This window comes from Nonomuraea sp. NPDC048892 (assembly GCF_040649735.1).
Taxonomy (GTDB): domain Bacteria; phylum Actinomycetota; class Actinomycetes; order Streptosporangiales; family Streptosporangiaceae; genus Nonomuraea; species Nonomuraea maheshkhaliensis.
In genome coordinates this window covers 15103-41436 of the sequence record NZ_JBEZFZ010000046.1, presented here as the reverse complement: position 1 = coordinate 41436, position 26334 = coordinate 15103, and the positions used below count along the sequence as shown (strand labels likewise).

At 72.0% G+C, this 26334-nt stretch carries 26 protein-coding genes; 13 read left to right on the top strand and 13 right to left on the bottom strand.

Annotated elements, in window-relative coordinates:
- Positions 1 to 44: 44 nt before the first annotated feature.
- From AB0C28_RS54025 to AB0C28_RS54015, 3 genes are all read left to right on the top strand, one after another.
- Positions 45 to 959 carry a LysR family transcriptional regulator gene (locus AB0C28_RS54025; RefSeq protein ID WP_358084998.1) on the top strand — a complete coding sequence of 305 codons (915 nt, stop codon included), beginning with the start codon at positions 45 to 47 and terminating at the stop codon, positions 957 to 959.
- 135 nt (positions 960 to 1094) lie between these two features.
- Positions 1095 to 2009, top strand: coding sequence for a 5-dehydro-4-deoxyglucarate dehydratase (kdgD, locus tag AB0C28_RS54020; protein WP_357863020.1), 915 nt, complete (start codon positions 1095 to 1097; stop codon positions 2007 to 2009).
- An 11-nt stretch (positions 2010 to 2020) separates the two neighbouring features.
- Positions 2021 to 3343 carry an enolase C-terminal domain-like protein gene (locus AB0C28_RS54015; RefSeq protein ID WP_358084996.1) on the top strand — a complete coding sequence of 441 codons (1323 nt, stop codon included), beginning with the start codon at positions 2021 to 2023 and terminating at the stop codon, positions 3341 to 3343.
- An 11-nt stretch (positions 3344 to 3354) separates the two neighbouring features.
- Here AB0C28_RS54015 and AB0C28_RS54010 read toward each other — a convergent pair whose 3' ends face one another.
- Positions 3355 to 4218: a DUF72 domain-containing protein gene (locus AB0C28_RS54010; RefSeq protein ID WP_358084993.1), complete on the bottom strand. Its 864-nt coding sequence runs from the start codon at positions 4216 to 4218 to the stop codon at positions 3355 to 3357.
- An 82-nt stretch (positions 4219 to 4300) separates the two neighbouring features.
- Here AB0C28_RS54010 and AB0C28_RS54005 point away from each other — a divergent pair, with 82 nt between their 5' ends.
- A complete protein-coding gene (locus AB0C28_RS54005; protein WP_346110270.1) occupies positions 4301 to 5158 on the top strand; it encodes an NAD(+)/NADH kinase in 858 nt (285 codons plus the stop codon).
- Here the strand turns inward: AB0C28_RS54005 and AB0C28_RS54000 are convergent.
- Complete coding sequence (locus tag AB0C28_RS54000) at positions 5152 to 6558, bottom strand: YibE/F family protein (protein WP_358084990.1); 1407 nt, start codon at positions 6556 to 6558, stop codon at positions 5152 to 5154. The genes AB0C28_RS54005 and AB0C28_RS54000 overlap by 7 nt on opposite strands.
- Before the next feature lie 73 nt (positions 6559 to 6631).
- On the opposite strand from AB0C28_RS54000, the gene AB0C28_RS53995 reads away from it, so the two are divergent.
- Entirely contained in the window at positions 6632 to 7339 is a 708-nt protein-coding gene (locus AB0C28_RS53995; protein ID WP_357863012.1) for a DUF72 domain-containing protein, read from the top strand.
- Complete coding sequence (locus AB0C28_RS53990) at positions 7339 to 8310, top strand: magnesium transporter CorA family protein (protein WP_357863010.1); 972 nt, start codon at positions 7339 to 7341, stop codon at positions 8308 to 8310. The genes AB0C28_RS53995 and AB0C28_RS53990 overlap by 1 nt, the downstream gene beginning before the upstream one ends.
- On the opposite strand, the gene AB0C28_RS53985 is transcribed toward AB0C28_RS53990, so the two are convergent.
- From AB0C28_RS53985 to thrS, 4 genes are all read right to left on the bottom strand, one after another.
- Positions 8277 to 8738 (bottom strand): DUF1850 domain-containing protein, encoded by a 462-nt coding sequence (locus AB0C28_RS53985; RefSeq protein WP_357863008.1) that lies wholly within the window; start codon positions 8736 to 8738, stop codon positions 8277 to 8279. The genes AB0C28_RS53990 and AB0C28_RS53985 overlap by 34 nt on opposite strands.
- An 11-nt stretch (positions 8739 to 8749) precedes the next feature.
- The gene (locus AB0C28_RS53980) at positions 8750 to 9703 is read right to left on the bottom strand and encodes a TAXI family TRAP transporter solute-binding subunit (protein ID WP_357863007.1); all 954 of its coding nucleotides are present in this window, start codon (positions 9701 to 9703) and stop codon (positions 8750 to 8752) included.
- Positions 9700 to 11637 (bottom strand): TRAP transporter fused permease subunit, encoded by a 1938-nt coding sequence (locus AB0C28_RS53975; RefSeq protein WP_357863005.1) that lies wholly within the window; start codon positions 11635 to 11637, stop codon positions 9700 to 9702. The genes AB0C28_RS53980 and AB0C28_RS53975 overlap by 4 nt, the downstream gene beginning before the upstream one ends.
- A gap of 88 nt (positions 11638 to 11725) precedes the next feature.
- Entirely contained in the window at positions 11726 to 13093 is a 1368-nt protein-coding gene (thrS, locus tag AB0C28_RS53970; protein ID WP_357863003.1) for a threonine--tRNA ligase, read from the bottom strand.
- Positions 13094 to 13110: 17 nt separating this feature from the next.
- Between thrS and AB0C28_RS53965 the strand changes: the two genes are divergently transcribed.
- The 3 genes from AB0C28_RS53965 (at position 13111) to AB0C28_RS53955 (ending at position 15908) form a co-directional block, all read left to right on the top strand.
- Entirely contained in the window at positions 13111 to 14148 is a 1038-nt protein-coding gene (locus AB0C28_RS53965) for a LuxR C-terminal-related transcriptional regulator (RefSeq protein ID WP_357863001.1), read from the top strand.
- A gap of 99 nt (positions 14149 to 14247) precedes the next feature.
- Entirely contained in the window at positions 14248 to 14592 is a 345-nt protein-coding gene (locus AB0C28_RS53960; protein ID WP_357862999.1) for a YciI family protein, read from the top strand.
- Between the two features lie 35 nt (positions 14593 to 14627).
- On the top strand, positions 14628 to 15908 hold the full coding sequence (locus AB0C28_RS53955) for a DUF6596 domain-containing protein (RefSeq protein WP_358084987.1): 1281 nt from the start codon (positions 14628 to 14630) through the stop codon (positions 15906 to 15908).
- A 16-nt stretch (positions 15909 to 15924) separates the two neighbouring features.
- Here the strand turns inward: AB0C28_RS53955 and AB0C28_RS53950 are convergent, their stop codons facing one another.
- On the bottom strand, positions 15925 to 16344 hold the full coding sequence (locus AB0C28_RS53950; RefSeq protein WP_358084984.1) for a hypothetical protein: 420 nt from the start codon (positions 16342 to 16344) through the stop codon (positions 15925 to 15927).
- A 178-nt stretch (positions 16345 to 16522) separates the two neighbouring features.
- Here AB0C28_RS53950 and AB0C28_RS53945 point away from each other — a divergent pair, with 178 nt between their 5' ends.
- Positions 16523 to 17536 carry a nucleoside hydrolase gene (locus AB0C28_RS53945; RefSeq protein ID WP_357862994.1) on the top strand — a complete coding sequence of 338 codons (1014 nt, stop codon included), beginning with the start codon at positions 16523 to 16525 and terminating at the stop codon, positions 17534 to 17536.
- A 24-nt stretch (positions 17537 to 17560) separates the two neighbouring features.
- Here the strand turns inward: AB0C28_RS53945 and AB0C28_RS53940 are convergent, their stop codons facing one another.
- Entirely contained in the window at positions 17561 to 17953 is a 393-nt protein-coding gene (locus AB0C28_RS53940; protein WP_357862992.1) for an ATP-binding protein, read from the bottom strand.
- 305 nt (positions 17954 to 18258) lie between these two features.
- Here AB0C28_RS53940 and AB0C28_RS53935 point away from each other — a divergent pair, with 305 nt between their 5' ends.
- The 3 genes from AB0C28_RS53935 (at position 18259) to AB0C28_RS53925 (ending at position 20404) form a co-directional block, all read left to right on the top strand.
- Positions 18259 to 18726, top strand: a complete 468-nt coding sequence (locus AB0C28_RS53935) for an adenylyltransferase/cytidyltransferase family protein (RefSeq protein ID WP_358084981.1) — start codon at positions 18259 to 18261, stop codon at positions 18724 to 18726.
- A gap of 292 nt (positions 18727 to 19018) precedes the next feature.
- A complete protein-coding gene (locus tag AB0C28_RS53930; protein WP_346110285.1) occupies positions 19019 to 19606 on the top strand; it encodes a hypothetical protein in 588 nt (195 codons plus the stop codon).
- 54 nt (positions 19607 to 19660) lie between these two features.
- A complete protein-coding gene (locus AB0C28_RS53925) occupies positions 19661 to 20404 on the top strand; it encodes a DUF427 domain-containing protein (RefSeq protein WP_357862988.1) in 744 nt (247 codons plus the stop codon).
- A 61-nt stretch (positions 20405 to 20465) separates the two neighbouring features.
- Here the strand turns inward: AB0C28_RS53925 and AB0C28_RS53920 are convergent, their stop codons facing one another.
- From AB0C28_RS53920 to AB0C28_RS53900, 5 genes are all read right to left on the bottom strand, one after another.
- A complete protein-coding gene (locus tag AB0C28_RS53920) occupies positions 20466 to 20720 on the bottom strand; it encodes an NUDIX domain-containing protein (protein ID WP_358084978.1) in 255 nt (84 codons plus the stop codon).
- Positions 20721 to 21150: 430 nt separating this feature from the next.
- Positions 21151 to 21750: a TIGR03086 family metal-binding protein gene (locus AB0C28_RS53915; protein WP_358084975.1), complete on the bottom strand. Its 600-nt coding sequence runs from the start codon at positions 21748 to 21750 to the stop codon at positions 21151 to 21153.
- 198 nt (positions 21751 to 21948) lie between these two features.
- A complete protein-coding gene (locus tag AB0C28_RS53910) occupies positions 21949 to 23211 on the bottom strand; it encodes a M20/M25/M40 family metallo-hydrolase (protein WP_357862982.1) in 1263 nt (420 codons plus the stop codon).
- Positions 23208 to 25064, bottom strand: a complete 1857-nt coding sequence (locus AB0C28_RS53905) for a prolyl oligopeptidase family serine peptidase (RefSeq protein WP_358084971.1) — start codon at positions 25062 to 25064, stop codon at positions 23208 to 23210. The genes AB0C28_RS53910 and AB0C28_RS53905 overlap by 4 nt, the downstream gene beginning before the upstream one ends.
- Positions 25065 to 25068: 4 nt before the next feature.
- Positions 25069 to 26172, bottom strand: coding sequence for a C39 family peptidase (locus tag AB0C28_RS53900; RefSeq protein ID WP_358085023.1), 1104 nt, complete (start codon positions 26170 to 26172; stop codon positions 25069 to 25071).
- Positions 26173 to 26334: the final 162 nt, after the last annotated feature.

Here is a 26334-nt window from a genome sequence, read left to right as displayed (position 1 = left end):
CTGTCCAGGCTCAATTTGGTATCGAATGATACTCTACGCGCATCATGCTGACACTGGATCAGATCCGGGCCTTCGTGGCCGTCGCCGAGGAGCTGCACTTCGGCCGCGCGGCCGACCGGCTGCGCATGACCCAGCCCCCGCTCAGCCGTCACATCCAGAAGCTGGAGCGCTCGGTCGGCGTGACTCTGCTGGAGCGCGACAACCGGCGCGTGGTCCTCACCGACGCCGGTCGCGCCTTCCTGGACGACGCGCGGCGCATGCTCTCGCTCGTCGACACGGCGGGCGATCGGGCCCGCAGGATCGCCAGCGGCGCGGCGGGCACCGTACGCCTCGGGTTCACCGCCGTCTCGGCGATCAGCATGCTGGGCGCGCTGCTGCGGCGGCTGTCGGAGCGGCTGCCCGAGATCGACGTCATCCTGCACGAACGGGTGACCGCCGGGCAGGTGGACGGCCTGCTGCGCGGCGAACTCGACCTGGGCCTGGCCCGCCCGCCGTTCGACATCGCCACGCTCGACTCCCGCGTGGTCTTCCGCGAGCCGCTGTGCGCGGTGGTGCCCGCCGGGCACCGGCTGGCCGAGCTGGGCCGGCCGCTCGCGCCCGACGACTTCGACGGCCTGCCGGTGGTCAGCTACAACCCGGTCCAGTCGCGTTACTTCCACGAGCTGACCGTCCGTTTCCTCACCAACGCCCATCCGCGCATCGAGCAGCAGGTGCACCAGATCCTCACCGCCGTGCTGCTCGTGGCGGCCGGTCGCGGCGTCGCCCTGGCCCCGGCCAGCGCGCGCTCGCTCGGCGTGGACGGCGTCTCCTTCTGCGACCTCGTCCGCGGCGGCGGCGACCCCCTCGACGAGGGCGGCGGCTCAGGCGAACCCGTCGAGCTGCACGTCATCTGGGACCGCACCTCGACCAACCCCGCGCTCGGCCGCGTGCTGGAACTGCTGCCCGCCCTAGGACCATGATGCCCTGCCGGTATCACCGGATTCAGAATCGCACTTGGACAGGAATTGTCCCACCTCCTTAGCCTGGCGAGCGTCAGACCTTACCGGCGGTGCGGGGAGATCCCACAGCCGCATGTGAAGCGAGGAGCGCCCGCGATGCCCAGTTACTCCCCACAAGAGCTCGCCACGCGGCTCAAGAGCGGCCTGCTCTCCTTCCCCGTCACGCATTTCACCGCCGAGCTGGAGTTCGACGAGGCCGCCTACCGCGATCACCTGTCCTGGCTGAGCGGATATCCGGTGGCCGGCCTGTTCGCAGCCGGCGGCACCGGCGAGGGCTTCTCGCTGACCGCCGCCGAGATCGACCGCGTGGTACGGGTGGCGGTGGACGAGGTGAACGGCAGGCTCCCGGTCGTGGCCCCCGCCACCGGCGGCACCGCGACCGCCGTGGCCCAGGCCAAGGCGGCCGAGGCCGCCGGGGCCGACGGCGTGCTGCTGATGCCTCCTTACCTCACGGAGGCCGGTCAGGAGGGCCTGGTCGAGCACGTCTCCGCGGTCTGCGCCGCCACCGGCCTGGGCGTGATCGTCTACAGCCGGGCCAACGCCGTGCTGAACGACCGCTCCGTGGCGGCCCTGGCCGAGCGGAACGAGACGCTCGTGGGCTTCAAGGACGGCGTCGGGAACATCGAGAACCTCACCCGCATCTACGCCGCCGTCGGCGACCGCCTGGCCTACATCGGCGGCCTGCCCACGGCCGAGACCTTCGCCCTGCCGCTGCTGCAGCTCGGCATGAGCACGTACTCCTCGGCGATCTTCAACTTCGTGCCGCAGTACGCGCTCGACTTCTACGCCGACGTCCGCGCCCAGGACCGCGAGGCCGTCTACCGGCGCATCCGCGAGTTCGTCATCCCCTACCTCGACATCCGCGACCGGATGAAGGGGTACGCTGTGTCGATCATCAAGGCGGGCCTGACCGCCGTCGGCCGTCCGGCGGGGCCGGTGCGCCCGCCGCTGCAGAACCTGAAGGACGGCGAGCTCGCCGAGCTGACCGCCCTCATCAACAAGATCAGCTAGGGGCGGGGCGCATGTCACCCACCATCAGCGGCGTCGAGGTCGTGCCGGTCGCCGGGTACGACAGCATGCTGCTCAACCTCAGCGGCGCGCACGGGCCGTTCTTCACCCGCAACGTCGTCATCGTCACCGACTCCGACGGCCGCACCGGGCTGGGCGAGGTGCCCGGCGGCGAGGCCATCCGCAAGACCGTCGAGGAGGCGGCCGGGCTGCTGACCGGCCGGCCGGTGGCCCGATACCGCACGCTGCTGCGCTCGGTCGCCGAGCGGTTCGCCGGCCGCGACGCGGGCGGGCGCGGGCAGCAGACCTTCGACCTGCGCACCACCGTCCACGCCGTCACCGGCCTGGAGTCCTGCCTGCTCGACCTGCACGGCCAGTTCCTCGGCCTGCCCGTGGCCGACCTGCTCGGCGAGGGCCGGCAGCGCGACCGGGTGCCGATGCTGGGCTACCTGTTCTACGTCGGCGACCCGGGAAAGACCGACCTGCCCTACCTCGTGGACGACGGCGCCGGCGACCGCTGGTCCGAGCTGCGCCGCCGCGAGGCGCTCACCCCCGACGCGGTGGTCGCGCTGGCCGAGGCCGCCCAGGAGCGTTACGGCTTCACCGACTTCAAGCTCAAGGGCGGCGTGCTGGCCGGCGAGCAGGAGATCGAGGCGGTCACCGCGCTGGCCCGCCGCTTCCCCGACGCCCGGGTCACCCTCGACCCCAACGGCGGCTGGCTGCTGGCCGACGCCGTCCGGCTCTGCCGGGGGCTCGGCGGCGTCCTGGCCTATGCCGAAGACCCGTGCGGGGCGGAGGGCCGCTTCTCGGGGCGGGAGACCATGGCCGAGTTCAAGCGGGCCACCGGGCTGCCGACGGCGACCAACATGATCGCCACGGACTGGCGGGAGCTGGCCCACGCCGTCCGCTCGGACGCCGTGGACATCCCGCTCGCCGACCCGCACTTCTGGACCATGGCGGGGTCGGTGCGGGTGGCCCAGCTCTGCCACGACTTCGGGCTGACGTGGGGCTCGCACTCCAACAACCACTTCGACATCTCACTCGCGATGTTCACCCACGTCGGGGCCGCCGCTCCGGGCGAGATCACGGCGCTGGACACGCACTGGATCTGGCAGGACGGCCAGGCGCTGACGACGAAGCCGTTCCAGATCACCGGCGGCGCGATCGACGTGCCTGCCACGCCGGGGCTCGGCGTCGAGCTGGACCGGGAGGCGCTGGAGCGGGCGCACGAGCTCTACCTGCGCCACGGCCTCGGCGCCCGCGACGACGCCGTGGCCATGCGATATCTGGTGGAGGGCTGGGTCTTCGACCCCAAGCGCCCCTGCCTCGTTCGCTGACCCTGTTCTGATCAGAAGAGGGTCAGCGGCTCGTCGGGGCTCTCCAGGGGCATCGGCTCGGGCAGCGGGGCCAGCGCGGGGACGCGGGCGCGTACCTCGTCGTGGAAACGGCGGGCCAGCCGCGGCGCCTCCGCGTTGTCCGGCGTGTGCACGAACACCGTGGGCGAGCGCCCCTCGCGCAGCCACTCCGCCACCGTCTCCACCCACGGCCGCCAGCCCTCGACCGTCCGCTCCTCGTCGTCGCGGCCGAGGTAGCGGACGATCGGATGCGCGGTGAGCGCGCGGGTCCGCCGGGGCACGCGCGGCTTCTTCGTCCAGGCGTCGCGCTCGGCGTCGCTGGTGGGCGGGCTCGCGAACATCACGTTCGTGTCGAACGGGACCCACTCGGCCGACACGGTCGCCAGCACCCGCTCCAGCAGCCGCGCCGAGCGTTCGTCCTCGAAGAAGGCACGGTGACGCACCTCGACGGCGTAGCGGTGCCCGCCGGGCAGCGCGCGCAGGAACGCGGCCAGGGCGCCCAGCTCGGCAGGGGAGAACGAGCCGGGAAGCTGGATCCAGAACGCGTGCACACGCGGGCCCAGCGGCTCCATGACGTCCAGGAACGCGGCCACGTCCGCCTCGGCGCCCCTGAGGCGGCGTTCGTGGGTGATCGGCTTCGGCAGCTTGATCACGAACCGGAAACCGGGATCGGTCTGGGCCGCCCAGGACTCCACCGCCGCCCGTGACGGGGTCGCGTAGAACGTGGTGTTGCCCTCCACGGCGTCGCACCAGCTCGCGTAGGCCCGCAGGCGGTCGCCCTGGTCGAGGTGGCCGGGCAGGAAACGTCCGCGCCAGCGCGCGTGTGTCCACATCGCGCATCCCACGTGAAGCCGCATGGATCCGACGTTAGCGGAGATCACGCGACGGGACGCCGGGCCACTGGCGGGCCGGCGTCCCCGGCCGTCGTAAGGTGGGCGCATGGGCATGATCGGGACGGTCGGGCTGGTGCTGCATCCCCGCCGCGACTCCAAGCAGGCGATCGACACGATCCTGCGGTGGGCCGCCGGCAAGGGCGCCACCGTGCTCGGCCTGCCCGAGGAGGTGGGCCGCATCGACTGCACCGCCGTGCCGGTCGACGCCGCCAGCATGGTGGAGCGGGCCGACCTGCTGGTGGGGCTGGGCGGCGACGGCACGATGCTGCGCACCATGCGGCTGCTGGCCGGGCGACCGACCCCCATCCTCGGCGTCAACCTCGGGCGGCTCGGGTTCCTGGCCGAGATCGACGTGGACGAGCTGTCCGAGACGCTGTCGGCGATCGACGCGCACGAATACAGCATCGAGCCGCGCATGGCCATCCGCTGCATCGTGGCGGGCGCGAGCGTGACGGCCTTCAACGACATCGCCCTCGTCAGGACCCCCGGCGACGGGCTGGCCGGAGTGTCCGTCACCCCGTCGGGCAGCCCCTTCGTCCGGTACGCCGCCGACGCCGTCATCGTGGCCACCTCCACCGGCTCGACCGCCTACAGCTTCTCCGCCGGAGGGCCGATCGTCTCGCCCAGGGTGGAGGCGATCCTCGTCGTGGCCGCCGCCGCCCACTCCTCCTTCAACCGGGCCCTGGTGCTGCCCGCCGACGAGGAGGTGACGCTGCAGGTGCTGCCGAGCAGCGGGCGGCTGGCGGTGGAGGTCGACGGGGCCGTCATGGGGCATCTGTGCCCCGGCGACAGCCTGACGGTCACCGCCTGGCCGGGCGCGGCCAACGTGGTCCGGGTGGGCACCACCTTCTACGAACGCGCCCGGCGCAAGCTGCGCGTGGACGGCAGCGCCGAAGCCTACTGACGGCTCTGGTGCCGGCCGGGACGCGACTGCGGCGTGAAGAAGCTTCCGCCGTCCGGCGGCGGCGTGGCGGCACGGGGCGCGGGCCCGCCGTCCTGACGTGAGCGGGTCGCGAAGAATTCGTCGTCGTCCGGCTGCGGCGCGAAGAAGTCGTCGTCCTCGTCCCGCCGCTTCCGCCGCCGCCGTGAGTCGGCCCGCTCCTGAGAGTCGGGGGAGTGCGGCTCGTCGTCGTGCGCGGGCTCGTCCCGGTGCCGGGAGGCCGTCAGGGCGGCCAGGGCCGTGGTGATGGGGACGGCCGCGATGAGGCCGAGCGTGCCGACGATGCTGCGGACGATCTCCTGCGCGATGACCGGCGTCGTCATCACCTCGCCCAGCGGCTGCTGCCCGATGCTGAACAGCAGCAGCAGCGGCAGCGACGCCCCCGCGTACGCCAGGATGATCGTGTTGATCACCGAGGCGATGTGCGCGCGCCCGATGCGGCCGGCCGCCCGGTAGAGGCGGGCGAAGCCGTAGGACGGGTTGGCGCGGGCGAGCTCGGCCACCGTCACCGCCTGCGTGACCGTGACGTCGTCGAGCACGCCGAGCGCGCCGATGATGATGCTGGCCAGCAGCAGCCCCTGCGTGTCGATGGACAGGCTCATGTCCAGGGCGAGCGCGCTGTCGTCGGTGATCCCGTTGAGCCGGGCGAACCCCAGCGCGCCGTACGACAGCAGCCCCGTGAGCGCCAGGCTGGCCAGCGTGCCCAGCACGGCCACGGACGTGGACAGCGAGAACCCGTGGGTCAGGTAGAGGACCGCCAGCATGATCGCCGCCGCCCCCACGATGGCCACCAGCATGGGCGGCCGCCCCTCCAGGATCCCGGGGATGACGAACGTCAGCAGCAGCACGAACGTCACCGCCAGCCCCACCAGCGCCGTCACCCCGCGCCAGCGTCCGAACGCGATCACCGCCAGCGCGAACGCGGCCCCGAACAGCCACAGCGGCAGCGCCCGGTCGTGGTCGGAGATCTGGTAGGCCCCGTCGGGCCCGCGCAGCAGGATCACGTCGTCGTCGACGGTGAAGCGCTGCGCCCCCGGCCCGCCCGGCAGGCGCAACTCGACGTCCTTGCCCGCGTCGGGACCGTCCCCGACCTTGACGACGGCCTGGCCGCACGTGGCGGGGTCGGGCGCGGGCAGCCCCTCGGAAGGGGCGGGGCAGCGGCCGAGCGTGACCCCGACCACGGTGCCGGTGAGCCGCTCGACGCCGCCCTCGGCGGGCGCGGCGCCCTTGCCGGCGCCGTCGGGCCACAGCCACAGCAGCGCGGTCAGCGTGATGATCGCCAGCGGCACCAGGACGGCCAGACCGGCCATCACCGTGCGGCGCGAACGGGGTACGGCGGTGCCGTGGACGTGATTGGCGCCCATCGCGTGAAAGGTCCTCCTCGGCAGACGACTCAGGACAGTACTGCACCCGGGCCCCCGGGGTAGGGCCAACGGCATGACCTGGCTGGTGGGCACTTCCGGATGGCAGTACAAGGACTGGCGCGGACCCCTGTATCCGCCGGGCGTGCCGCAGCGGCTCTGGCTGGAGACGTACGCGGCGGAGTTCCCCACCGTCGAGAGCAACAACGCCTTCTACCGGCTGCCGAGCCCCGAGTCGTTCGCCTCCTGGCGCGACCGTACGCCGCCCGGCTTCGTGATGGCGGTCAAGGCGAGCAGGTTCCTCACCCACATCAAGCGGCTGGCCGACCCCGAGGAGCCGGTCGCGCGCCTGATGGGCGCCGCCTCGGAGCTGAAGGACAAGCTCGGCCCGATCCTGCTGCAGCTCCCGCCGACGCTGAAGGCCGACCCTGATCGCCTCGACCGGTGCCTGGCCTGCTTCCCCGGCCACGTCAGGGTGGCCGTCGAGCCGCGCCACCCGTCGTGGTGGAGCGAGGAGGTGCGCGCCATCCTGACCGCCCGCTCGGCCGCGCTGTGCTGGGCCGACCGCCGCAGCCGCCCCACCGGCCCGCTCTGGCGCACGACCGGCTGGGGCTACGTACGCCTGCACGAGGGCCGCGCGGGCTTCGAGTACGGCGAGCGCGCCCTGCGGACCTGGGCGGGCCGGATCCGCGAGGCCGGCTGGCCGGACGCCTACGTCTACTTCAACAACGATCCAGGAGGGGCCGCCGTGCGTAACGCGAGACGATTTGCCACACTCCTCTAGTGCTGCACACGCGTCTCTACCGGAACGGCGTCCTCGAGAGGGAAGGCTTCCCCATCGAGGAGGTCTCCGACCATGTGTCCGATCCGGGAAACACGGTCTGGTTCGATCTGTGCGCCCCCTCGCCGTCCGACCTGGCGCTGATCAGCGAGGAACTGGGGCTGCACGAGCTGGCCGTCGAGGACGTCTTCTCCGACCACCAGCGGCCGAAGGTGGACGTCTACGACAACCACCTGTTCATCACCGTCTACGGGCTGCACCTCGAAGAGGGCAGGCTGCACCCCGTGGAGGTCGACATCTTCGTCACCGGCAACGCCCTGGTCACCGTCAGGGAGAACGAGCACTTCCCCATCGACGAGGTGGTCAGGCGCTGGGACGCGAGTGCCCGCATGGCCCGCCACGGCGTCACGTTCCTGCTGCACGGCCTGCTCGACTACGTGGTGGACGGCCAGTTCGAGCTGGTGCAGGACCTCGACGCGCAGGCGGAGGCGCTGGAGGACGACCTGTTCGAGGGGCAGGTGCACGACGCCAAGGAGCTGCAACGCTCCCTGTTCGTCCTGCGCAAGAACACCACCAGGCTGCGCAAGATCGTCCTGCCGATGCGGGAGGTGATCGGCACCCTGATGCGCCGCGGCCAGGACATCGTCGCCGATCCCGAGATGACGCCCTACTACCAGGACGTCCTCGACCACGTCCTGCGCGCGACCGAGTGGGTGGAGGCGGTCCGCGACATGCTCGCGAACGCCGCCGACACCCGCCTGGCCCAGCAGGGCTTCCGGCTCAACGAGATCATGAAGCGGCTCACGGGCTGGGCCGCGATCATCGCGGTGCCCACCATGATCACCGGCTTCTACGGGCAGAACATCCCCTATCCCGGCTCGGGGACGTCCTGGGGCTTCTGGGTGTCCACGGTCCTGGTGGCGGTGACGTCGGTGGGGCTCTACGCGGTGTTCAAGAAGAAGGACTGGTTGTAGGGCGGGCGGCAGGGCTCGCCCCGCGTGCCGGGCGTGAGCCGCAGTGCCAGGCGCACCTCGCCCTCGGCGGGGAAGAGGGGCAGGCAGCGCCCGCCGGAGATCACGGTCCTGCGCCCGATCGAGGTCGTGAGCAACGACAGCGACTCGTACGCGACCGGCTCGGCCAGCACCAGCTTCCACAGGCCCCCGGGGACGCGGACGCGTTCGCCCTCCACCGCGTAGTAGTCGAGCACGCCCTCGTTGCGCGAGAGCACTTCCCGCATGGTGAACCGGCGGCCCTCCACGGTGAACACCTCCGCGGAGGGCGCCCGGTAGATCGAATGCACGTACCCGATCGAGAAGCGGCCCCCGACGACGGGCAGGCCGTTCACGGTCAGGTGGCCGGCGCCGCCGCCGGCGCCGAGCGCGGCGACGGCGGCCAGCGCCACGAGCAGCCGGGTCAGGCCTTCTCCTTGTAGTAACGCGCCGCGCCGGGGTGCAGCTCGACCGGGGTCACCTGCTGGCCCAGCGCCGGGTCCAGCTTCTTGGCCTCCGGGTGCACGGCCGACAGCTCCGCCTTCTTCTCGAAGAGCGTCTTGGTGATGTCGTACGCGAGCTGCTCGTCCATCGAGTCGGGCACCAGCAGCACGTTCGCGATGCCGACGGTCTTGACCGCGCCGGTCAGCTTGTAGAGCGTCAGGTCCACGTCCAGCGGCACGTACTGCTGGCCGTAGGTGGCCTGCATCTTCTGCAGCACGTCGGTGGTGTCGAGGATCTTGATGTCCGGCTTGCTCGCGGCCAGGTCGGTGATGCCCGCCGTGGGCAGGCCGCCGACCCAGAAGAAGGCGTCGATGGTGCCGTCCTTGGCGGCCTGCACCGACTCGTTGATCGACAGCTGCTGCTTGGTGATGTCGGCGTCGGGGTCGAGCCCGGCCGCCTCCAGCACACGCCGCGCGATGACCTGGGTGCCGGAGTTGGCCGGCCCGAGCGAGACGCGCTTGCCCTTCAGGTCGGCGACCCTGTTCGCGGCGACGCCGGAGGCGACCACCAGGTGGGTGTAGTTGTCGTAGATGCGGGCCAGGGCCTTGATCGGCTGCTTGCCGGTGAAGGTGTCCTTGCCGTTGACGGCGTCGGCGGCGGTGTCGGCCTGGGAGAAGCCGAGCTGGGCCTTGCCGGAGACCAGGAGCTTGATGTTCTCGACCGAGGCCGAGGTGACCGACGCGGTGGCCTGGGTGCCGGGGATGTTCGCCGACAGCTGCTTGGCCAGGCCGCCGCCGTACACGTAGTAGACGCCGGTCGTGCCGCCGGTGGCGATGAAGATCCGGTTGCCCGAGCCCCCTCGCACGCCACCGCCTCCGCAACCCGCCGCCGCCAACAGGAGTGCGGTGGCGACTATCGTGAGTATTCGCTTCACGCTGGGTCCCTTCTCCTTCTTCTGACGAGATGCACGACGGCGGCCACCCCCAGGACGGCCAGACCGGCGACGATCGGAACAGGTTCGAGAAAGAGCAGGAGCACGGCGGCCACCGCCGCCAGCAGGCGTTCCGGCCAGGCGGCCATCCCGCCCGTGGCCACGGCCAGGGCGGCGACCGCGACCGCGGAGACTGCGGTCATCAGCAGCACGGTCCCGATCGGCCCCTGCCCGAGCAGCGCCTGCCCGTTCGGCGTCAGCACGAAGGCGAACGGCACCAGGAAGGCCGGCAGCGTGTAACGCCAGGTCATCATCATGGTCTTGTACGTGTTGCCGCCGGTGATCGCCGCCGCCGCGACGGCCGACAGGGCGGTCGGCGGGCTCACCTCCGACAACACCGCGTAGTAGAAGATGAACATGTACGCCTCCGGCCGCTCCACGCCGAGTTCGAAGAGCGCCGGCGCGATGATGACCGCCGTGATGATGAAGCTGGCCGTCACCGGCACGGCCAGGCCGAGCAGCAGCACCGCCAGCGCCGCCATGACCGTGGTGAGCACCAGGTTGCCCGCGCCGATGCCGATGATGATGTCGGCGAGGTCCTGGCCGAGGCCGGTCAGCGTGATGGCGCCGACGATGATGCCGGCCGCGGCGCAGACCGCGGTGACGGGCAGCACCTCCAGCGTGCCCTTGGCCAGCGCCTGGCCGACCCGCTTGGGGCCCATCCGGTGCTTCGGGTCGAGGAACGACAGCAGGAACGCGACCGCCGTGGCGATCACCACCGACTGGAACGCCGAGCGGTCCAGCGCCATCAGCACGACGATGAGGATGAGCGAGCTGAAGTGGTAGCCGAAGCGCAGCAGCAGCCGCCCGATCCTGGGCGCGTCCACGTCCACGGTGTGGGTGCCGAAGCGGCGCGAGTCGATCTCGATGGCCAGGAAGATGCCCAGGTAGTACAGGATCGTGGGGATCGTCGCGTACAGCAGGACCTGGAGATAGCCCGTACCGAGATATTCGGCGATGATGAACGCCGCCGCGCCCAGCGTGGGCGGCGACAGGATGGCGCCGATGCCCCCGGCCGCGAGGATCCCGCCGGCCGCCTCCTTCGGATAGCCGGCCCGCCGCAGCACGGGCCAGGCCACGCTGCCCAGGCTGACCGTGGTGGCCACGCCCGAGCCCGAGACGGTGCCGAGCAGGAATCCGGCCGTGGTGACCGTGCGGCCGGGGGCGGCCCGTGATCTGCGGAAGGCGGCGAAGCTCAGGTCGATGAAGAACGCGCTCGCGCCCGAGTGGTCGAGCACCGCGCCGTAGATCGTGAACAGGATGATGTAGCTGGCGGCGACCTGCATCGGCACCCCGAAGAAGCCCTCGGTGCCGGTGTAGAGCTGCGAGACGATCCAGTCGATCGGCAGCGCCGCGACGTAGTAGGTGTAGAGCAGGAACAGCACGCAGATGACGGAGAAGATGGCGCCGACGGTCCTGCGTACCGCCTCCAGCAGCAGCACCGTCAGCACGACGCCCGCCAGGATGTCCAGGTCGGTCATCGCCGCGCCCGAGCCGCGGTCGCGGAAGCCGTCCATGTCGGCCAGCGGATAGACGAGCACCGCCAGCGACGCCGCCGCCAGCAACCAGTCGGCCACGGTCGGCCACTCCGCCCCGCCCTCGCGAGGGGCGGGCGCGGGACGCCGCAGCAGCCGCCGCACGCGCGTGGCCAGCCCCGAGCGGTAGCAGAGGAAGACCAGCGGCAGCGCCACCGCCAGGAACGTCATCCGGTGCTCGATCGCCTCCACCGGGCGGAACACCACCAGCAGCGAATAGACCGACAGCAGGCCGCCCACGACCCAGACGCCGAGCCGGAGCGGCCCGCCCAGCTGCCGGGCCGGACGCTCCTGCTCGTGTGCCGAGAGCAACTCGGCCTCACGGTCGCTCAGCTCGGTCAAGTCTTCCTCCCCGACACGGCGTTGCAGGGACTGTACGAGCCGGTTACACGCTTCGGGAACCCTCCGTTATTAGATTGATCTCCATTGATCAGCCGAACGGCCGCGATCTTGCGGCGAGCTGCTCGACCGGTACCTCGCCGGCCTGGCTGCCGTCGCGCATCCGCACCGCCGCGCCCCCGCTCGCCGCCTCACGCGGCCCCACCACGAGCTGGTACGGCACCAGCCGGTGCGCCCTGATCCTGGCACCCAGGCTGCCCCGGTCGGCCGGCGCCAGCTCCGCCCGCAGCCCCGAGGCCACGCAGCGGCGCAGCACCTCACCCGCGGCCGGCAGCTCGGCGTCCGACAGCGGCAGCACCACGGCCTGCACGGGCGCCATCCAGGCGGGAAACGCGCCGCCGTGCACCTCGACCAGATGCGCGACCAGCCGCTCGATGCCGCCGACGACGCTGCGGTGCACCATGACGGGCCGCCCGCCGCCCGCGTAGCGCAGGTCGAAGCGCTCCGGCTGGAAGTAGTCGACCTGGACGGTGGACAGGGTGGACTCGCGGCCGGCCGGATCCTCGATCTGGATGTCGATCTTCGGGCCGTAGAAGGCGCCCTCGCCGCGCTCCTCGTCGTACGCGCGCCCGCGTTCTGCCAGCACGTCGCGCAGGAGCGACTCCGAGCGCGACCACATGGCGGGGTCGTCCACGAACTTGGCGCCCTCACCGCGCAGCGAGAGCCGGTAGCGGGCGGCTCTGATGCCGAGCCGCTCGTGCGCGGCCTCGATCAGGTCCAGCGCCGCCGACACCTCCTGCGCGGCCTGCTCGGGAGCGCAGAAGACGTGGCCGTCGTTGAGCTGGATGGCCCGCACCCTGCTGAGCCCGCCGAGCACCCCGGACAGCTCGGAGCGGTACATGCCGCCCAGCTCGGCGATCCGCAGCGGCAGGTCACGATGGCTGCGCGGGCGCGAGCGGCAGATCAGCGCGTGGTGCGGGCACAGGCTCGGCCGCAGCACGAACTCCTCCCCGCCCACCTTCATCGGCGGCCACATGTCCTCGGCGTAGTGGGCCCAGTGGCCCGATCGCTCGTAGAGCTCGCGTTTGCCCAGGACCGGCGAGTTGACGTGCTGGTAGCCGTTGCGGCGTTCCAGCTCGTGGACGTAGTCCTCGATCGCCTTGCGCACCGCCGCGCCGGCGGGCAGCCAGTAGGGCAGGCCGGAGCCGATCAGCGGGTCGGTGTCGAAGATGCCCAGCTCGCGGCCGAGTCTGCGATGGTCGTTCATGATCATCCTTTCCAGGGAAAGGGCGAACGACCAGGCTCCCGGGCGTCCGCCCGGGAAGCATGCGATCAGCGCGCCGGGACGGTGTCCGGCGTCGTCGTGACGAGAGCGCGCTGCATGCGTACGACCATAGCACCCGGCCTCGCGGGGCGTCCCTGGCCGGGATTCGGCAAAGCCACGGGCTGATTTCGGCAAATGATATAAAGAGCTGCATGAGCCGGAGCGGCGATGGCCACAGCGGCATGGGCCGCGCCGGTGTGGATCCTAGCGGCGTGGGCGGCGGCGTGATCACCGTGGACGCGCGGCAGGTGCAGGCGTTCGCCGAGGTCGGCTTCCAGGTCGCGGGCGGCGGTGGCGCCCACGGGGCGATGGCGGCGCTGCGCCGCGTGGTCCCGCTCGACGCCTACGAGTTCGTCGCCTACGACCCCGCCACCGGGCGCCACCACAGCGTCGTCTCCGACGGCCATCCGCGCATCGACCACGACGCGGCGGAGGAATACGCCGGCCTTGACGCGTACCGCAGGGCCATGGCCACCCGCGCGCCGGTCGGCATGCCCGAGCCCGGCACCGAGCGTTACTTCCGCCGCCACCTGGCCCCCTACGGCTGGCGGGCCGGCCTGACCGCGCCGCTCTTCCTCGACGAGGGCCGCTACACGGGGCTGCTGCACCTGGCGACCAGAGACGCCTTCCCCCGGCGCACCGGAGCCCTGGTGAGCGCGGTCAGCCCGATGCTGGCGCACCTCACCGACCTCAACCGGTGCGTGATCGACCCGGTGGGGCTGCCGCCCGACTTCCGCGCGGTGGCGTTCGACCGGCTCGGCACGCGGCGCGAGGTGCCCGGGCGCGAGATCTCGGCCGCGCTGCGCGACGACCCGGCGATGGCCGCCCGCGCGCGGGAGTTCATCGACTCGCGCGAGCTCAGCAGGCACGGGCTCTGGCTCGGCGCCGGCGGCCGCTGGCACGAGGTGCGGCTGCTGCGGGCGGGCGTCGGCTACCAGGGCACGCTGCAGGGCGCGGTGGCGGCCGAGCGGCCGTGCGTGCTGCCGTACGAGCTGACCGGCCGCGAGCTCGACGTGCTCACCCGGGTGGCGGCCGGCGACTCCAACCCGCAGATCGCGGCCGCGCTCGTGCTCAGCGTCCGCACGGTCACCACCCACCTGGAGCACATCTTCGCCAAGCTGGGCTGCGACAGCCGCACCCGCCTGACCACCAAAGCGCTGGCCGAAGGGCTGTGCCGGCTCGACGTGTGAAACTTCTTTCCTGGGCCTGTCCTTCCGCCCGGACGCCGTTCGTCGTCATAGGGAAGCGGCGGACGGCGCCGTACGAACGACGACACAGGAGAGCCGGATATGAAGTACATGCTGCTCATCAACAGCCCCACCACGGACGAGCCCAACTGCGACGCGGCGTCGTTCGAGGAGTGGGTGACCTACGACAAGACCGTCAAGGAGTCGGGCGTCTTCGTCACGGGCCACTCGCTGGCCGACCTCACCACCGCCACCGTCGTCCGGGTGAACGGGGCGGGGGAGCGGGCCATCACCGACGGGCCGTTCGCCGAGACGCGGGAGGTGCTCGGCGGCTACTTCGTGATCGACGTGCCCGACCTCGACGTGGCGCTCGACTGGGCGGCCCGCTGCCCGGGGGCGCGCGGGGGCGGCTCGGTCGTGGTCCGCCCGATCGCCGACTTCGACTGACGCGATCCGGCCGAGGGCGTGAGGTGATGACGGCTGTGGGCGATGACGAGGGCTCGATGGGGCCTGTGGAGGCGGTGGGGAGCTCCGTCGAGGCGGTCTTCCGTGAGGAGCGCGGGCGGTTGCTCGCCGCCCTGGTCCGCCGCTTCGGCGACCTGGACCTGGCCGAGGAGGTCGCCTCTGAGGCGATCGAGGCGGCGCTGGTGCACTGGCCGGCCGGCGGGGTCCCGTCGAAGCCCGGCGCGTGGCTGCTGACCACCGCCCGGCGCAAGGCCGTCGACCGGCTGCGGCGCGACCGCGCGTACGCCGCCCGCCTGGCCGTCCTCCAGGTGGAGGCCGACCGCGCCGCCCCCGCCCCACCCGCGGACACCGCCGCCGACACCGGAGGAGAGCTGCCCGACGAGCGGCTGCAGCTCTTCTTCACCTGCGCCCACCCCGCCCTGCCCGCCGAGGACCGCATCGCGCTGACCCTGCGCTGCCTGGCCGGCCTCACCACCCCCGAGGTCGCGCGCGCCCTCCTGCTCCCGCCCGCCACCACGGCCAAGCGGATCGTCAGGGCCAAGAAGAAGATCCGCGAGGCGCGCATCCCGTTCCGCGTGCCGGGCGCGGACGAGCTGCCCGACCGGCTGCCCGGCGTGCTCCAGGTGATCTACTCGATCTACACCGAGGGGTACGCGGCCAGCTCGGGCCCCGGCCTGCTCCGGGTGGACGTGGCCGAGGAGGCCATCCGGCTGGCCCGGATCCTGCGCCGGCTGCTGCCCGGCGAGCGTGAGGTGGCCGGGCTGCTCGGGCTGATGCTGCTGACCCACGCCCGCCGCGCCGCCAGGATCGGCCCCGGCGGCGAGCTGGTCCTGCTCGGCGACCAGGACCGCGCGCTGTGGGACCGTCCGATGATCGAGGAGGGCCAGGCGCTGGTGGTCACCGCACTCACGGGCGGCTCGCCAGGGCCGTACGGGGTGCAGGCCGCCATCGCCGCCCTGCACGACGAGGCCCCCGACTGGCCGGCCACCGACTGGCCGCAGATCGTGGCGCTGTACGACGTGCTGCTCGCGCTCGCGCCGTCCCCTGTGGTGGCGCTCAACCGGGCGGTGGCGGTGGCCATGCGCGACGGTCCTGAAGCGGGGCTCGCGCTGCTCGACGAGCTGGCCGGGGAGCCGCGGCTGCGCGGCTACCATCCGTACGCGCTGGCCCGGGCCGACCTGCTGCGGCGGCTGGGCCGCCGCCGCGAGGCCGCCGCGGCCTACCGGGAGGCACTCGCCACGGCCGGCACCGAGCCGGAGCGAGCCCACCTGCGCCACAGACTGCGGTCCTGCGAGTGAGCGCCCGCCCGGCCGGTCAGCAGCGTGCGACGCCCGGGTACGGGTCGGTCGACGTCCACACGTTGACCGCGGCCACGTAGCCCCAGCGGCCGGTCTGGTCGCCGTAGGTGTGGTACCAGATGCTGTTGCCGCCGCCGTGCGGCTGGCCGGAGACGTAGCACTTGAAGTAGCTGAACGTCGTTTCCAGGCGGTCGACCACGGTCTCCGGGTTGCCGTTGGGCTTCGTGTAGCCGGGCGTGGCGTAGATCGGCGCGTTGGCCGCGTTGCCGCAGTAGAGGTTCCCGCCGCTCGCGTAACACGCGGCGGCGGTCGCCGTGCTCGCCGCCGTGCTCGCCGCCGTGGTGCTGGTCGCGGCCTGCGCCGGCCACGCGCAGGACGCCGCCGTCGCCGCCCCGCAGACGATCGCCGCGAGCGCCGCTCCGCTGAACTTGCCCATTGTTGTCTCCCACCGTAGGACCGCCTGACGGGAGGCAACGCTACGACGCGCCCATCGGGCCAGGAACCCCGCGAACCGGTGGTGAAGCGGCCATGAAGCCCGTCTGAAACCCCGGCGCCCGGAGGCTGTGTCAGGGTGAGTTCCGGTCGCCCACCCGTCCTCGTGAATTCGGGAACCCATGAAGAGAATCCTGCCGGCCCTCGCCCTCGTCCTGACAGCACTGGTAGCGCCCACGCAGGCGGCGTCCGCTCAGCCGGCGGCTCCTCCCGCGATCATCTTCGACACCGACATGGACTTCGACGACGCCGCCACGCTGGCCTACCTCTCCCAGGAGCACAGGGCCGGGCGCATCGACCTGCGCGCCATCACCGTGACCGACGCCGGCGCCGGCTTACCGGGCCGGGCGATCCGGCACGCGCGGTGCCTGGCCGAGCGATTCGGCCTGCGTGGCGTGGCCGTCGCCGGCTCCCCGGCCACCGGGCCCAACTCCTTCCCCGCCGACCTCAGGCAGCTGTTCGACCGGGTGCTCACCGCGGCCACCCCCGGCTGCGCCGGCGACGAGACGCCGTCCCGGACGCGTGCCCCCGAGCTGATCAGGCGGCTGGTACGGGCCGAGCCCACGACGCAGATCATCGCCACCGGCCCGCTCACGAACGTGGCCGCCGCGCTCCCGTACAGTGCCGTCCGGCTGACCACGATGGGCGGGGCCGTCGCGGTCGGCGGGAACCTGTGCTGCGGCACTCCGCCCGAGTTCGACGGGAGCCAGGAGTTCAACTACTGGCTCGACCCGGCCTCCGCGCGGGCCGCGCTCACCGGGAGCCGTGGGAGCGTGCGCATGGTGTCGCTCGACGCCGCCAACCAGGTGCCGATCACCGCCGCCTTCCTGGACCGGCTCGCCGCCGACCACGGCGCCGCGGCCGCGGAGACCGTACTGGAGATCGTCACCCATCCCGAGGTGCGGCCCCTGATCGACGCCGGCCTGCTTTACTGGTGGGACCCGCTGACCGCGATGAGCGCCGTCCATCCTGGGCACGTCACGTTCACCGCCGGGCGCGTCGACGTGGTGACCGACGGCCCCTCGGCCGGGCGCACCGTACTGTCACCTTCCGGTCGCCTGCTCCGGTACGGCACGGCGGCCGGCACCGCCGCCTTCGAGCAGCGCTTCCTCGACACCCTCAACGGCCGCACCTGACGCTCGGCTTCGACGGCTACACGGCTACACGGCCACGCCGGCGGGCACCCGGGCGCGCAGCAGTTCGAACCAGACGGTCGTGGAGCCGGCCTCGCGGGTGAAGCCCCAGCGGTGGCTGAGCGCCTCGATCAGCGGCAGGCCGCGGCCGCTGGTGGACTGCGTGCTCGTACGGCACACGCACGGAGGCCCGTCGGAGCCCGCGTCCGAGACGGACACCCGTACCCCCAGCTCCGAGTTCTCCACCGTCACCGTGAACGAGCCTCCCGCGCCTGATCTGGTGTGCAGGATCGCGTTCGTGGCCAGCTCGCTGGTGAGCAGCACCACGTCGTCGTAGAGCGGGTGATCGCGGCCCAGCACCGCCGTGACGAGCTCCCTGGCCCTGGACACCTGGGAGGGCATTCCGCGCAGCCGGACCACGTGATCACCTGGGTCTGGCCGGTCGTCCCCATCTGCGTGGTGCGGAATCGGCGCTGCCACGGTGACCTCCCCCAAAACCGGCGACGTTATGAGACGCGCCAGGGGTGGGGTGGAGATTATCGCGAAAAGGTAGGAATGGGCTTTCCCAAGGTCGGTTTCCCGTAGCCGGGACGGGTGAGGACGCTCTTCCGCCGACCGGGGAGGTCGCTTCCACGACAGGGGAGGTCGCTTTCGCGGGTGGGGACGCCGACCGAGTACGCTGCGATCGACGAGTCGTCTAGGCCCGTGGGGGAACAGGAGGTCGCGTGAGCAGCCTGGAGGCCGTCTGGGTGCAGCCGTACGAGCTGCCGGGAGCGGCGGTCGTGACCGGCGTCTTCGACATCCTGCACGTGGGCCATGTGCGCTACCTCGGCGCGGTGGCGGCGCGCGGGCTGCCGCTGGTCGTGGGCGTCGAGGACGATCCGAGGGTGCGTGCCTGGAAGGGGCCGACCCGCCCGTTCAACCCGTCGGCGGAGCGGGCCGAGGTCCTCGCCGCGCTCCGGTTCGTGACGGGGGTCTTCGTGGTCAAAGGACCCTCGGAGGCACACGGGCCCGACGACTACATCGACCTGCTCGCCCCGATGCGCCCGGCCGCGCTCGCCCACACGGCGGGCGACCCGCACGCCAGCGCCCGCGCGGCTGCGGCCGCGATCCTGGGGGCGGAGTGCTGGGAGCTGGAGGCCATCCCCGACCGCTCGACCACCCGCATCGTCAACGCGGCCGGCAAGGGCTGACCCGCGTTCTCACTGCCACCTCACTGCCACCTCACTGCCACCTCACTGCCGCCACGAACGCGACACCGACGAGCCCACCACGGCTTTACGCGCCCCCACCACGTACGGCCTGTGCACGGCCCCACGTGGCCCACCACGCACGGCCTGTGCACGGCTCCACCACGCACGGGACGCATGGGCGCCCACCGCACAGGCACTCGGGACGTGTGACGGATGACGTACCACGGGGAGAGAGGCCGTGGGGCGGGTCGTTGGGCAGCTGATTGGTCATGATCGCGTAATCTGTCGTGACATGACGGCCGACCTCGTAGCCAAACGGGTGACGAACCTGCTGGCGCCCCAGGTGCTGGTGATCGTCATGCCGCCGCTGGTCGGACTGCTCGCCCAGGGGTGGACGGGCGCCGCCTGGGGCCTGGTGGCGTCGGCGTTCTGCGGTGGCGTCCCGGCGGCGGTGATCGCGCTGGGCGTGCGCTCGGGGCGCCTTGACTCCCACCACATCGTCGACCGCGCCCGCCGTACAGGACCGCTGCTCGCGGCCGTGGCGGCCGTGCTGGTGGCGCTGGCCCTGCTCGTCCTGATGGGCGCGCCCACCCTGCTGGTGGCGACTGTGACCGCGATGCTGGTGGCGCTGGCGGTGACCGTTCCCATCACCTTGCGGTGGAAGATCTCCTTTCACGCCGCCGTGTCCGCCGGCACGGTGGTGGTGTTCGCGCACGTCCTGCCCGTGTGGCCGGCCGTGCTCGCGGGGGCCGCCGTCGTGGCGCTGGTGTGCTGGGCCAGGGTACGGCTCACGCACCACACCTGGCCCCAGGTGGCCGCCGGCACCGCCGTGGGAACACTCACCACGTGGGCCACTCTGAGTGCGTTCGGCCTGAGCTGATTACTCTCGTCGCGACCGTGGAATAGCGAGGCCGCCGCCGGGGTTGCCGCGAACATGGATGTCACGAACCGCGGCCGGGTGCGCGTGGAGCGCACCGCCAAGCGTGTGCGTACCTACCTCGGCGGCCGGGTGGTGGCCGACACCACCTCCGCCCTTCTCGTGTGGGAGGTGCCGTACTATCCCGCCTACTACTTCCCGCTCGCGGACGTGGACGAGTCCGCGCTGAAGCCCACGGGGGCCACCCAGCACTCGCCGAGCAGGGGCGACGCGGTGCTCTACACGGTCACGTCCGGCTCCGCTGAGGCCGTGGACGCGGCGCTGGCCTATCCCGACTCGCCCCTGGAGCAGATCCGCGGCTACGTCCGCTTCGACTGGGACGCCATGGACGCCTGGTTCGAGGAGGACGAGGAGGTGTTCTTCCACCCGCGCGACCCGTACACGAGGATCGACATTCTGAGCAGCTCGCGCCACGTGCGGGTCGAGGTGGACGGCGTCACCGTCGCCGACTCCCACAGCCCGCGCATCCTCTTCGAGACGGGCCTGCCCGCCCGCTACTACCTGCCGAAGACGGACGTACGGCTCGACCTGCTGGAGCACACCGACACCGTCACCCACTGCCCGTACAAGGGCAGCGCCGAATACTGGACGGTCAACGGCCAGAAGGACCTCGCCTGGTCCTACCGCACGCCGCTGCCGGAGAGCGAGAAGGTGGCGGGGCTGGTCGCGTTCTACAACGAGAAGCTCGACATCTACGTCGACGGCGAGCTCGAGGAGCGCCCGAAGACGAAGTTCTCCTGACCGGAGCGCTGCCGGCTGCGGGCCATCACGGGGGAAGGCCCGCAGCGCGGCACCGCACCGCTCAGATCGCGGCGACGCTGTTCGCGAGACGGACGGTGGGCAGATCGGCTGGGCTTCGCCAGTCGAACGCGCTGACCTCTTCGGCCTGCAACGTGATGGGCGTGTCCTTCACCCAGAACGCGAACCGGAAGTCCGCGTGCCAGTGGGCGGTCTCCTCCTCCAGTTCGCGCAGCGCGGCGCCGTACAGGCTGTGGTCGTCGGGTTCTACGTGGCCACCCGGCAGGAGCCAGCGGTCCAGCGCACGATGGTGGATCATCAGCACGGCCGGTGTCGTCGATCGCGGCAGCGCTCGCCGTCACATGGAGCGGGAACGTACTGCGCGAGGCGAGATCCCGCCCCGGGACGAGCGCGTGGGTCAGCCGGGCGATGCCGGGTGCATGGTCGGGGTGGGCGTCGAGATAGCGGGCCAGGACACCGCGGATCTCGTCGAGGGTGACGGTCATGACATTCCATGGAAGTAAGTCAGCCAGGTCGCCGCAATCGACTGCCGGACTTCCGGAGGAACCTCCCACATACCCGGGTCATGCCGGCGGCCGGCCGGCAGACCCAGGGCGGCGCCATTCGATGAACGTCCACCGGCGGCCGGTGGCGGACCCTTGGGAGACGGCACGGCTGGGTTTTTCCGGGCAGGATAACGCCCCGTCACCTGAGGAGGTGGCGGGGCGTCGAGGCCGTTCACAGGGTGCTTAGGAAGCGGTCCAGTGGGGGTCGCGGCCGAGGTAGCGCAGGAGCTCCGCCACGTCGTCGTCGCTCTCCTGCGGCGTGAGCGCGGCCGCGTAGGCGCCCCACGCGCGCAGCGGCTCGACGATCTCCTTGGCCACCGTCATCAGCGGCCGGGCCAGCTCCGGCGTGAGCGGCGAAGGGCGGCCGGTCGCCATGGCGATGTCCCAGGCGTGCACGCCGGCGTCGAGGGCGCAGGCCGCCGAGCCGGACCAGGGGGACATCTTGTGCGGCGGCACCGGCGTCGGCACCTCCGCCGCCTCGCGGTCCACTCCGGCCCACGCCCGTGCCGAGCGGCCCAGGGCGTCCTCCAGGACGGCCGCCGGGTCGCCGTCGAGCTCGCCCGAGGGCTCGAACGGGTTGAAGGTCGGGCCGGGCTCGCCGGTCAGGGCGGAGGCGAAGCCGATCTGGTCGCCGACGGCGTGCTGGAAGACCTGGGCGAGGTTCCAGTCCGCGCAGGGCGTCGCGCGGGTCCAGTCGTCCGGTCCCACGCCGCTCACGGCCTCGCGCAGCGCGTCGTGCGCGGCGTCGAGAGCGGTCCAGCCGGTGACGATCTTGCTGCTCATGGCGAGCCCCTTCCGTTCGTGTGTCTTCACTCTATCAGAACGGAATGCTTTGTTCCACTGTTTGGCACTGCCGGGATGACGCCGGTGCGCGCGTGGAGTGGGGCAAACGTCCGCTGAGTCGGGCATGCGGGTGCATGCCCGACTCAGCATGGGGGCAAATAGTGTGACTTATGCGTCTTTTTCGGTTTTTTAGAAGGATCAGGTGAGCAGGCGGGTGAGCACCCGGGTGCCGAACTCCAGGCCCTCCACCGGCACCCGCTCGTCCTTGCCGTGGAACATCCCGAAATAGTCGAGATCGGGCCGGAGCATGAGCGGCGCGAAGCCGTACCCCTTGATGCCGATCCTGGCGAACGACTTGGCGTCCGTGCCGCCCGCCATCACGTACGGCACCGGCCGGGCCAGCGGGTCCTCGGCCACGAGCGCGCCCGCCAGCTCGTCGAAGAACGCCGACGGATACGGCGCGTCCGGCGCGTCCTCCAGATTGACGAACTCCCTGGTGACCTTCGGGCCGAGCAGCGAGTCGATCGTCTCCAGGAACTCCTGCTGCAGTCCCGGCAGATAGCGCCCGTCCACGTGGGCCCCGGCCGTCGAGGGCACCACGTTCACCTTGTAGCCGGCGTCCAGCATCGTCGGGTTGGCCGAGTTGCGGATCTGGCTCTTGAACAGGTTGCCGAGCTGCCCCAGCCGGGCCGCCTCGGCGTCCAGGCGTTCGAGGTCGATCGGCTGCCCGGTGATCTCCGACAGGCTCTCGACCAGCGCCGCGACCGACGGCGTCAGGCGTACGGGCCACTGGTGGGCGGCCACCCGCGACAGGGCGTGCACCAGCGTCGCGACCGGGTTGTCCACGGGCGGCCTTGAGCCGTGGCCGGCCACGCCGTGCGCGGTCAGCCGCATCCAGGCGGTGCCGCGTTCGCCCACCGCGATCGGGTACACCCGGTGCTCGCCGGATGCCACGCTGAAGCCGCCGGACTCGCTGATCGCCTCGGTCACGCCGTCGAACAGCTCGCGGTGCTCGGTGACCGCGTGCCGGGAGCCGTAGTCGCCGGTCGCCTCCTCGTCGGCCAGGAACGCCAGCACCAGGTCCCGCCGGGGCCGCACGCCGCGCGCCGCCAGGTCCAGCACCGTGGCCAGGGTCATCGCGCACGAGCCCTTCATGTCGACCGCGCCCCGGCCGTACACGCAGCCGTCCGTGATCTCGCCCGAGAACGGGTGCATCCGCCACTCGGACGGGTCGGCGGGCACCACGTCGAGGTGGCCGTGCACGAGCAGCGCGTCGGGCGAGTCGCCGGCGATCCTGGCCACGACCGTGGTCCGCTTCGGCGCCGACTCGAACACCACCGGCTCAAGCCCGGCGTCGGCCAGCAGCGTGGCCACGTACTCGGCGGCCGGGCGTTCGCCAGAACCGGGGTTGGTGGTGTCGAACCTGATCAGATCCGAGCAGATCTCGGCGACGCTCTTCACGCTCTTCCCTTCAGTGTCAACGGCGGCACCCCGGGCGCCTCCATGGCGAAGATCAGCCCGTAGAAGGCCAGCTCGGCCTCCAGCACCGCGACGATGGTCTCCTCCCTGCGCCAGCCGTGCTGCTCGCCGGGGAAGGTCAGCAGGGCCCACTCCTTGCCGTGCCGGTCGAGCTCGGCGGTGAACCGCTCGGCCTGGCCGACGTCCACGATCGCGTCCTCCAGGCCGTGCAGCATGAGGCACGGGCCGGACGCCTTGAAGGCGTTCAGCAGCGGGGAACGTTCTGTGTAGCGGTCGTGGGTCTCCGGCAGCGGGCCCACCAGGCCGTCGAGGTAGCGGGACTCGAAGTCGTGCGTCTCGGCCGCCCAGCTCTCCGGGTCGGTGATCGCGTAGTGCGCGACGCCGCCGGCGAACACGTCACTGTGAACGAGCGCCGCGACGGTGGTCCAGCCGCCCGCGCTGCCGCCCCTGATGGCGAGCTTGGCGGCGTCGGCCCGGCCCATCTCGACCAGGCCGCGCGCCACCTTGGCGCAGTCGTGCACGTCCACCACGCCCCACTGGTGGCGCAGCCGCTCCCGGTACGCGCGGCCGTAGCCGGTCGAGCCGCCGTAGTTGACCACGGCCACGCCGATGCCCCTGCTGGTGAAGTAGGCGATCTCCAGGTCGAGCATGATCGGCATGTTCCCCGTCGGGCCGCCGTGCACGAAGATCACGTACGGGCTCGGCCCCGGCTCCCCGGCCGGGGGATACAGGTGCGCGTGCACGCCCTCGACGGTCACGGCCTCCGGCGTGGGCAGCAGGGCGCGGTCGGGGAGCGGCTTGGGCGCCGACACCACCTCGTGCGCGCCGTCGTCCAGGCCGACGAGCGTCACTTCCAGCGGCGTGTACGGCGTCGCCCCCACCGCCACCGCCCGGCCGCCCGCCACGGACACCGTCGAGGCCCAGTGGGTGGCCGCCCCGCCCAGCTCGCGCAGCTCGCCGCTGACGGGGTCGAGCACGCCCAGGCGGCGGCGGTCGGCGGTGCCGTGCACGACGACGAGGCGGCCGTCGTCGGCGACGGCGAAGCAGGCCAGGCCCGGCTTCCAGGCGGCGGCGCCGAACTCCAGCTCCATCGGGGTGAGGTTGCGGGCGGGGGAGCCGTCCAGGGGGACGAGGTGGACGTTCCACCAGCCGGTGGGGTCGGTGACCGCGTAAAGGGCCTCGGCGTCGCGCCACTCGGCCTGCGTCACCGACTCAGTCGGGCCGCCCGCCAGCACTCGGTACGGGCCGGCGGTGCCGTCCTCGTTCAGCTCGGCCACGCACAGTTCGGTGCCGTCCCAGGGCATGTTGGGGTGGTTCCAACCGATCCAGGAGACATGACGGCCGTCGGGCGAAATACGCGGATTCATCAGGAAATGTTGGGCTTTGGTGATGGCTCTGACCGGGCCCCCGTCCAGCGGCACCGCCACCAGGTCGCGCACGTCGTCGATCTCCCTGACCGCCCAGACCTCGCCCCGGCCGGGCGGGAGGTAGAGGTCGCCGTACCGGGACGGGCCCGCCTCGGTGAGCGGCACGGGGGCGTCACCGTCCAGGCGGTAGAGGCGCTGGTCGGCCCAGTTCGTGAACACCAGGCCGCCGCCGGGCAGGGGGCGCCACGAGCGGCCGCCGTACTCGATGAGGCGGTTGCGCGCGTTCCACCCCTCGGGCAGCGCGTCCACGCGGGAGCCGTCCGGCAGCCGGCGCACCACGCAGCGCCGGCCGCCCTCGTGCGGGCGCGGCTCGTCCCACCAGACCTCGACGCCGGAGGGCGTGTCCACCGCCTCCACCCACTGGGGGCCTCCGTCGGTACGGGCCACGTCGATCGGTCGAATGCTCATCAACTCACCAATTGCCGTTGGTACAGGGAGGAAGGGGGAACTCGGGCGGATGCACGACGTACACGATGCCGCCGCTGCCCGAGCTCCTGAGCCACACGTGCTCGAACGCCGCCCGCGGATAGACCCGGCGCACCTCGGAGTCGCGGGGCGCGGCCGGGTCGTTCACGATCACGTCGCCGCCGGCGGTGAAACCGGTGACGACCATGATGTGGCCGCTGGTCGTGTAGCAGGAGCCGGGCAGCTCGTGGGCCTTGAACGACTGCGAGGTGATCACCGGGATCCCGGCCCGGACGAACTGCTCCAGCTCCGCCGCCGACCGCAGCCGCGTGACGAATCCGGACAGACCGTACCGGCCCGCGTAGGCCACGTTGAACGCCCAGTTGCCGGTGCCCTGGTAGCTCACGTCGTACGTGCCCGCCGCCGCATGATCCACACCCGGCGCAGGGTCGCCGTCGCCCACCCAGGCCAGCTCGCCGGGGCCGGGGCCGCGTCCCCAGAACTCCAGCACCATCGCCGTCGAGGCGGGGGCACACCAGTTGGCGCCGCCGCCGTCGAGGTGGGGGTGGTGACCGGCGTGCGCGTGCTGCGAACGCCGCGGCACCACCAACTCCACCACCTCGCCCGCCGCTGACCCAGGACCGGCCGTCCCTGGATCGGGGAGGCTCGTGCTTTGCGGGGCCGGGTCGGGAGCGGGTGGGTGTCGCGAGGGCGCGGAGGCCATCGCGGCCAGTCCGGTCAGGCGGGCGTCCGTGCCGTGCGTGGTCACCCGTAGCTGGTACGCCACCACCGGCCGCCTGGCCACGAACGTGTCCACGGCCACGTCCCCGTCCTCGTCACCCTGGCCGGGCACCGAGGTACGCGGCTCACCGTGCTCGGACCAGCGGCCCATCACGTACCACTTGGTGAGCCCGCCGGACGCGGTCCTGGCACGCAGCTCGACCTCGATCCAGGAACCGGGCGAAGTGCGCGCGGTCCACGACGGCACGATCTGGGTGGCCGCGAAGCCGATCGCGCGCTCCTCACCGACCCACACGGCCGCGGGGGTCTCTGGCAGGGCGAACCGGGTGAAGGCGACGCGGGCCAGGTCGACGGTGAGCACCAGGCACATTGTGCTTTTGCACTCCATGTCGCACATCGGATGTTTTACGTACCGGCCCGTCGTGCGGGGGGCCGATTGTGTCAGTGATCATCTCTATGGTGCGGGTCATGAGATCCGCAACGCAGACGTACCCGTACGCGAGCCCCGCCGTCCTTCGCGCGGGCCGCAGCC